Origin of the sequence: Ligilactobacillus acidipiscis DSM 15836, assembly GCF_001435755.1 — a bacterium.
Classification (GTDB): Bacteria; Bacillota; Bacilli; order Lactobacillales; family Lactobacillaceae; genus Ligilactobacillus; species Ligilactobacillus acidipiscis.
In genome coordinates, this window is sequence record NZ_AZFI01000131.1 from 1 (window position 1) to 5,957 (window position 5,957).

Sequence of the window (5,957 nt, forward strand, 5' to 3'; positions counted from 1 at the left end):
GATTTAATAATTGGGAAAACATGTGTGGTGATGAGTACCAACTGTCAAATAGCACGTATTTTGCTTTTATCCCATTTTTTAACGAGGAATCAATCAGCTCTAGGGCAACATTATTCATTTTACGTTGGGCTTGAGCACGTCTTTGATAAGCCAAAGAGCGCTTATCAAAGTGTTTGAATATTCCCAATTGATTTGATTTCTTTGATGAAGACATCAGGGCAAAGTTCACAGGTAGAAAGGTATTTCCGTCACTCCATCCAAGAGTTAAAGCACGGAATCCTTTAAAGTAGGCTTGTTTATCATGATCGAAAACACGAGCTAATAGCTCGGTATTTTTTGAAAACTCACGTTTAAATAGTGAATCATCGACAATAAGAGCTTGTCGTCTTCTTGGATCAGTGAAATGTTCAACATAAGTTATTAAATTTATGGCTAAAAGCTGTACCAACTTTTGCCAATTAGTTCTAGAATTGTTCAAACAATTCCGAACTGTTCTCTTAGTAAAAAATTGACTTTCATCAGCTCTAAATATTGAATACCTATTAAGAATTGCATTTAATAGCCATTCAAGCAACGTGGTAACTTTTATACCTTTTGATTTTTTCACATTAGAAGCTCTTAGAATTTCAGACAAGTGTACCAATTTAGAAAAACGTTTAAAAGAATGATGAATTGAAGTGGTCGAGTGTTGTAAAATAGACANTTTGACGCCTTAATTATAATGATATGAGTAAGCTCATGTCTATTTTTATACAATAAAGCCCCGGCAAGCCGGGGCTTTTGTATAATATTTAACTTTCAACCTTTAGGACATTAATAAGCAGACCTTAATTTACGTCTTAAGTGAAAGTTATTCAGACCCTAAAAGAGTCCCTAACATGAAAGTTAATCAAAATCCAGTCCCTGAGATTGATGAAATAAGAAAAAACAATACTTCTGGACTAATGCTCAGTTCTGGTTATGGTGGTGGAACTGCCAATATCGAATACGGAGTCGAAACTAGTTGGGATCTCCAGCTATTTGATCCTAGTATGACGACTCCGTTTACACAAGTTGTAATGAAATCTAATTATAATTCTAGCGTAGTTGATCTTTTCAAAAGAAAAAACGCTATTCATCCATTCTTGGGCACATTTTATCAAAGAAGAGAAGTTTACAAAAGATTTGGCTTTCAAACTTTCCGAACAACGGATGGTAAAGATAAAAACGAAAAACTAAAATACCAGAAAAAAATTCAAAAAAGTGATCTAGTCGGTGACAACGATGCGTACAAAAATGTTTTATGGCAGCTTAATAAAGAAAGAAGAGGACAATTCATTAACCTAGCTACTATGCAAAACCACCTGCCATTTACTGATAAATACAATGAGTATCCATTTGAAGCTTTTGGTCAGGCGGTAGCTAATCCAGAACGCAAAGAACAAGTTAAACATTATATGCAGGGAATTGCACTAACTTCTAAGTATACTAAAGACTTTCTTGATCAGTTGGATCAATATCAACGTCCAATCACAGTAGTCTGGTACGGCGATCATCTACCAGGGATCTATGACGGTGATAACATGAACGATTATTACGTTCCTTTACACGAAACTGATTATTTTATTTACAGCAATAAATACGCTAGAAGCAATAAATACGCTAGAAATCATGGAGACAGTATCGGTAAACAAACTGATCATGTCCAAGTGGTCAGTCCAAACTCATTTACGGCATTAGCGCTTAAGCAAATGAACCAAAAAGTCAGTCCGTTCTACGCTATGATGACACAGGTCACCGAACAGCTTCCCGCGCAATCACGCGGTAATAATGACACTTCTGACGGATTACTGGTAGACAAACAAAATAAGGTTTTGAAAGAAAAAAATCTTACTAAAAAGCAAAAGGAACTGCTAAATGATTATCGTTTGGTGCAATACGACAATACTACGGGTAAACATTATCTAAAAAATATGCACTTTATGAAATAGGCAATCATCAAAAGACAGCAAAGGAGATCCGCTCGTAGTTGAAAGCGGATCTCCTTTGCTGTCTTTTATTTGTTTTTTAAATTCAGTGAACCAGCCCGTCAGACTTAGTATAAGAAGTCTAAAAACTCTTTATCAGACTTTTTCCCGTGCACAACAACTCGGGTGTGCGGCTTAATATTTTCTTGCAACCACTTAGCATCAGGAACGGTCAATCTAATTGAACCATAATTCTTGATATTATGCTTTTTAGTTACCTTTTGACTTCCTAAGCGTCCTGCCTGTTTTTCGATGACCTTACCATTTTTATCAAATGGCACTGACTCAAAGCGATAAACTCCATGACCGCTAAAAGAAGTCCAATACTTGGCGCCATACTTCTTAGTCGCGTCATAGTATTCTGGACCATGTTCCTTTTGCAGCCTAAAGTCACCAACAGGTGTTCGTTGATAATCTTGTGTATGACCATCATAATTCTTGCCAATAGAAGCATACATTGTATAAAGGATGTATCTTCCCTGCATCACATACACACGTTGCTTACGAACAGAAACATCAAGCCAGACCTTGTCTTTCTTTTTCTTGATATGCCGATAAGGAGTCAAGTCTGGATATTCTCCGGTCAAAGACGGCTTAGACCAATCCACTGGCTTGCGTGCCCGCTGTTTCTGATCTTTTTTTTGCTTGGCGATCTTTTGATCCCTTTTTTTGTCAATAGAGGCCTGTTTTGCCATCTTAACAGAATTGGCCTGTTCTGCTTTGTGCACGTGAATAACGCTATAACCAGCGGCAGCTACTAAGAGCAAGGCAACCAGCCAATATAGCCATTTCTTATTTTTCATTGATCCTACCTCATATTAAAGTATAGTTAGATAATAAGCTAATTTCACATATAATTTTGCGAAAAAAATTACGCTATTAAAAATATACGAATTAGCGTGATGAATGTCTAATCGTTCAAGCCCTTTTCACTAAACGTCGGGTAACTTACTATTTCGCTTATTTGGCTCCTAACAGTTCTTCTTTAGCATGGATCATTTCAGTGATCAAGTCACAGTATGGCGTGGGGACACCATATTTACGCCCTTTGCGCGAAATTGCACCGTTAATATAGTCTATTTCTGTCTTCCGTTTGTTTTGAATCAGATCCTGATACATGGAAGGATAGTGTCCTGAAATTGAAGGGTCATAACACGATTCAACATGTGCGATCAATTCATCAACATCCAAATCAATTTTTTCAACCTTTGCGACTGCTGCAAACTCTTTCACGATCGTAACGACGATCTGGTGCGCTGTGCTAGTAGCACCGAACTGTCCCATATTGCAATCAAGCAAAGTCGTCAGACAATTCATCGTCCCGTTCACGCAAGCTTTACGATAGATCGAATACAAGATATTGTCTGAATAACTAGCATTCAAGCCAGAAGCTGATAAAAATTCAGCCAGTTGCTTGGCGTCATCTTGTTTTCCATCTCCAACGTTTTCCAATTCAACTGAACCTGAGCCAAATAATTTAACTTTTCCTGGTCCTGTTAACCCAGCAGTCCACATCGTATTTCCCAAGAAAATATTATCTCGCTGGACATATTTTTCTAAAGTTTCCACGTGTCCTAGGCCATTTAAGAGACACAATACTTTCGTCTGTTCACCGAGCACACCTTGAATATCATGCAGCATTTGTGCTAACTGCATTGATTTAGTAAATACGACCACTAAATCAAACTTCTCAGCGCGGCCAACTTCTGCTTGCAACATAACCGGTAACTTAACAGTAACATCCTTACCATTATAATTAGCTTGTAAACCATTTTCTCGAATAGCATTGATATGCTCTTTCCATCCATCGATCAAGGTTACATCAACTCCGCCTTGAGACAGCATTAGTCCAAAGCGACTTCCTATTGCTCCTGCACCTGCAATAGCAACTTTCACCTTTAAGACCTCCAATTACATATTTTTTAACGTTGTTCATTATACACTCAATTTCACTGGTAAAAAAGACAGCTCTTCCAAGGCCGTCCTTCTCATTGACCGTTTTGTTGGAATCAACTAACCGGAAACCGTAATACTAACATTATCACCAGCTGCGAAATAAAAAAGGCAATAAAGGTTTCCGAGTAACTTAAGAAGTTATCAAGTACACCACACCCCTAAAACTGGTCCTAATGCGCTCCCTAACGTATTAGATAAACTTCCTAATGACTGCACAAAACCATGGTGTTGTCGCTCTGAATATTTGCTTAATAATAAGGGGATCATGGGTGTGACCAAGATCTCATTAGTAGTCAGAATAACAATACCCAAAATAAAGCACCAATACTGACTTGCACCGAAAACTATCAAAAACGAACTGCCATACAAAAACAAGCCAAGCAGCAGACAAAAACGTTCGACCCCCGGTTTATGTGGAAAAACTTATTAAAAGCGGTTGGAAAATAATCACCTGCCTAGTAGCTATTGTGAACAACAAACTATATTTCTGAACTGGTATCTCTTGTGAAGTCATCAGAGCTGAAATATTACTTTCCCATTGTTCGTAACTAATACATGTCAAAAACATGAAGGACCAAAGGAGCGCAATACTAGCACGTTTCATTTCAGTGGGAAAAACGTGCTCAACGAGCTTTTCATCTCCCGCTTCTAAATGATCTTGGTTTTTCGGCAAAGAAAAATAACGAACAAAAATAAATAATCCGCCAGTAAAGCTGAGCGCCAAAGCCCTTGCCCAGCTCCATATAAAGCCAAAAAAGTGATCAGAAAGGGCCATTTAGGAAAAAGTGCCAGTAAGAACAAGAAAAAGATGGCCAGAGTCCCACCAATATAAACCAAAGCTTCTGGTTGCCACACATCAAATAAACGACCACCTAGCAAATATCCGACTGCGATCATCCCTGAATATAAAAGAAGTACATAGCCAGCAGTTACCAGACTTTTATGTAGATCATTATGGATATAAAGTGTAATGATTGGGGTGATCAGTCCACTTCCCATAGACAGTAAAGTATTGATCGATAAAAACATTTTATTTCTGATCCGCAATAAAAGACATCCTCACCCAAAATAGGCAACAATGCTTTAGCTTATCACACTATAGATAGTTCACCGGAGAGTTTTAAATACTTGAACTTGTATGATTACAAATAAAAAGCTGGATCATTGATCCAACCTCTATCTTTACTTATTATTGATCATGTTTTACTTTAAATAACTGACTCAATAAGGCTACATTATCCTTGATTTTTTCAGAACTTGCTTCTAGTTCATACAACGAATCTTGATTTTGCTTAAAACCATTTAAAGCTGAGTCGATTTGCTCACTAGTCTGCTTGGAGGTTTTATCAAGACTTTCAACTTCATGTAAAATATTTTGCAAAGTTTCTCTAATACTCTCAGAAGATTGATCCACATCTTTAGATAACTTACGCATTTCTTTGGCAACTACTGAAAAGCCATTGCTATTTTCGCTTGAACGAACGGCCTGCAAAGCCGTATTGACAGCCAAAATATTAGTATGGTAGGCAATCTCATGCACGGTTTTTGTAATTTGCCCAATTTCAGTTGTATCATTTTTCAACGCACCAGTGTTTTCCAAGTTATCAGTCGAGCATGATTGCATGGAAGCCATCATGCTTTTCGTCTCACTCATATGCTTCATTTGAGAATCATACATTTGTTCGATTGCATCTGAAACTGAAGTAATATCAGTCAACGCTTCATTAATGGCTGAAGTACTCTTTGTTTTATCAAAGCAAATTTTGCAAACTCCTGTTAACTTATGGGTCTCATCGTGCAAAGGAAAATAGTTGGCTTCCAAATATATTTTCTTGTCTCCCTTGCCTTTTCTCAAGACTTGGTCTTGAAATGGCTGTCCTGCCAATAAACGATTCCAAAATTCGGTATAACTTGCACTATTGACAAAAGAATCAAAACAAAGGTCTGGGTGTTGCATTGTCAATAATTCTTCTTTGGAATATCCCATTGTTTGAG

At 37.5% G+C, this 5,957-nt stretch carries 7 protein-coding genes; 1 reads left to right on the forward strand and 6 read right to left on the reverse strand.

Annotation, left to right across the window (positions count from 1 at the left end; translation table 11 throughout):
- A partial coding sequence (locus FC65_RS08280) for an IS4 family transposase (RefSeq protein WP_420864793.1) occupies positions 1 to 697 on the reverse strand: 697 nt, incomplete at its 3' end.
- 133 nt (positions 698 to 830) lie between these two features.
- Here FC65_RS08280 and FC65_RS08285 point away from each other — a divergent pair.
- The gene (locus FC65_RS08285) at positions 831 to 1,970 is read left to right on the forward strand and encodes an LTA synthase family protein (protein ID WP_268872480.1); all 1,140 of its coding nucleotides are present in this window, start codon (positions 831 to 833) and stop codon (positions 1,968 to 1,970) included.
- Positions 1,971 to 2,074: 104 nt separating this feature from the next.
- On the opposite strand, the gene FC65_RS08290 is transcribed toward FC65_RS08285, so the two are convergent.
- The 5 genes from FC65_RS08290 to FC65_RS08305 all read right to left on the reverse strand — a co-directional run.
- Positions 2,075 to 2,809 carry a L,D-transpeptidase gene (locus FC65_RS08290; protein WP_056972290.1) on the reverse strand — a complete coding sequence of 245 codons (735 nt, stop codon included), beginning with the start codon at positions 2,807 to 2,809 and terminating at the stop codon, positions 2,075 to 2,077.
- A 157-nt stretch (positions 2,810 to 2,966) separates the two neighbouring features.
- A complete protein-coding gene (locus FC65_RS08295; protein ID WP_056972291.1) occupies positions 2,967 to 3,902 on the reverse strand; it encodes a 2-dehydropantoate 2-reductase in 936 nt (311 codons plus the stop codon).
- Between the two features lie 201 nt (positions 3,903 to 4,103).
- Complete coding sequence (locus FC65_RS12905) at positions 4,104 to 4,349, reverse strand: MFS transporter (protein WP_079579438.1); 246 nt, start codon at positions 4,347 to 4,349, stop codon at positions 4,104 to 4,106.
- Positions 4,350 to 4,610: 261 nt separating this feature from the next.
- Positions 4,611 to 5,009: an MFS transporter gene (locus tag FC65_RS08300; RefSeq protein WP_010498568.1), complete on the reverse strand. Its 399-nt coding sequence runs from the start codon at positions 5,007 to 5,009 to the stop codon at positions 4,611 to 4,613.
- Positions 5,010 to 5,151: 142 nt separating this feature from the next.
- Positions 5,152 to 5,957, reverse strand: an 806-nt coding sequence (locus FC65_RS08305; protein WP_156408606.1) for a methyl-accepting chemotaxis protein, incomplete at its 5' end; no start/stop codon positions are given.

Excerpts from the sequence above, each read along its gene's own strand:
- FC65_RS08290 (WP_056972290.1), bottom strand. The coding sequence starts at position 2,809 with ATGAAAAATAAGAAATGGCTATATTGGCTGGTTGCCTTGCTCTTAGTA.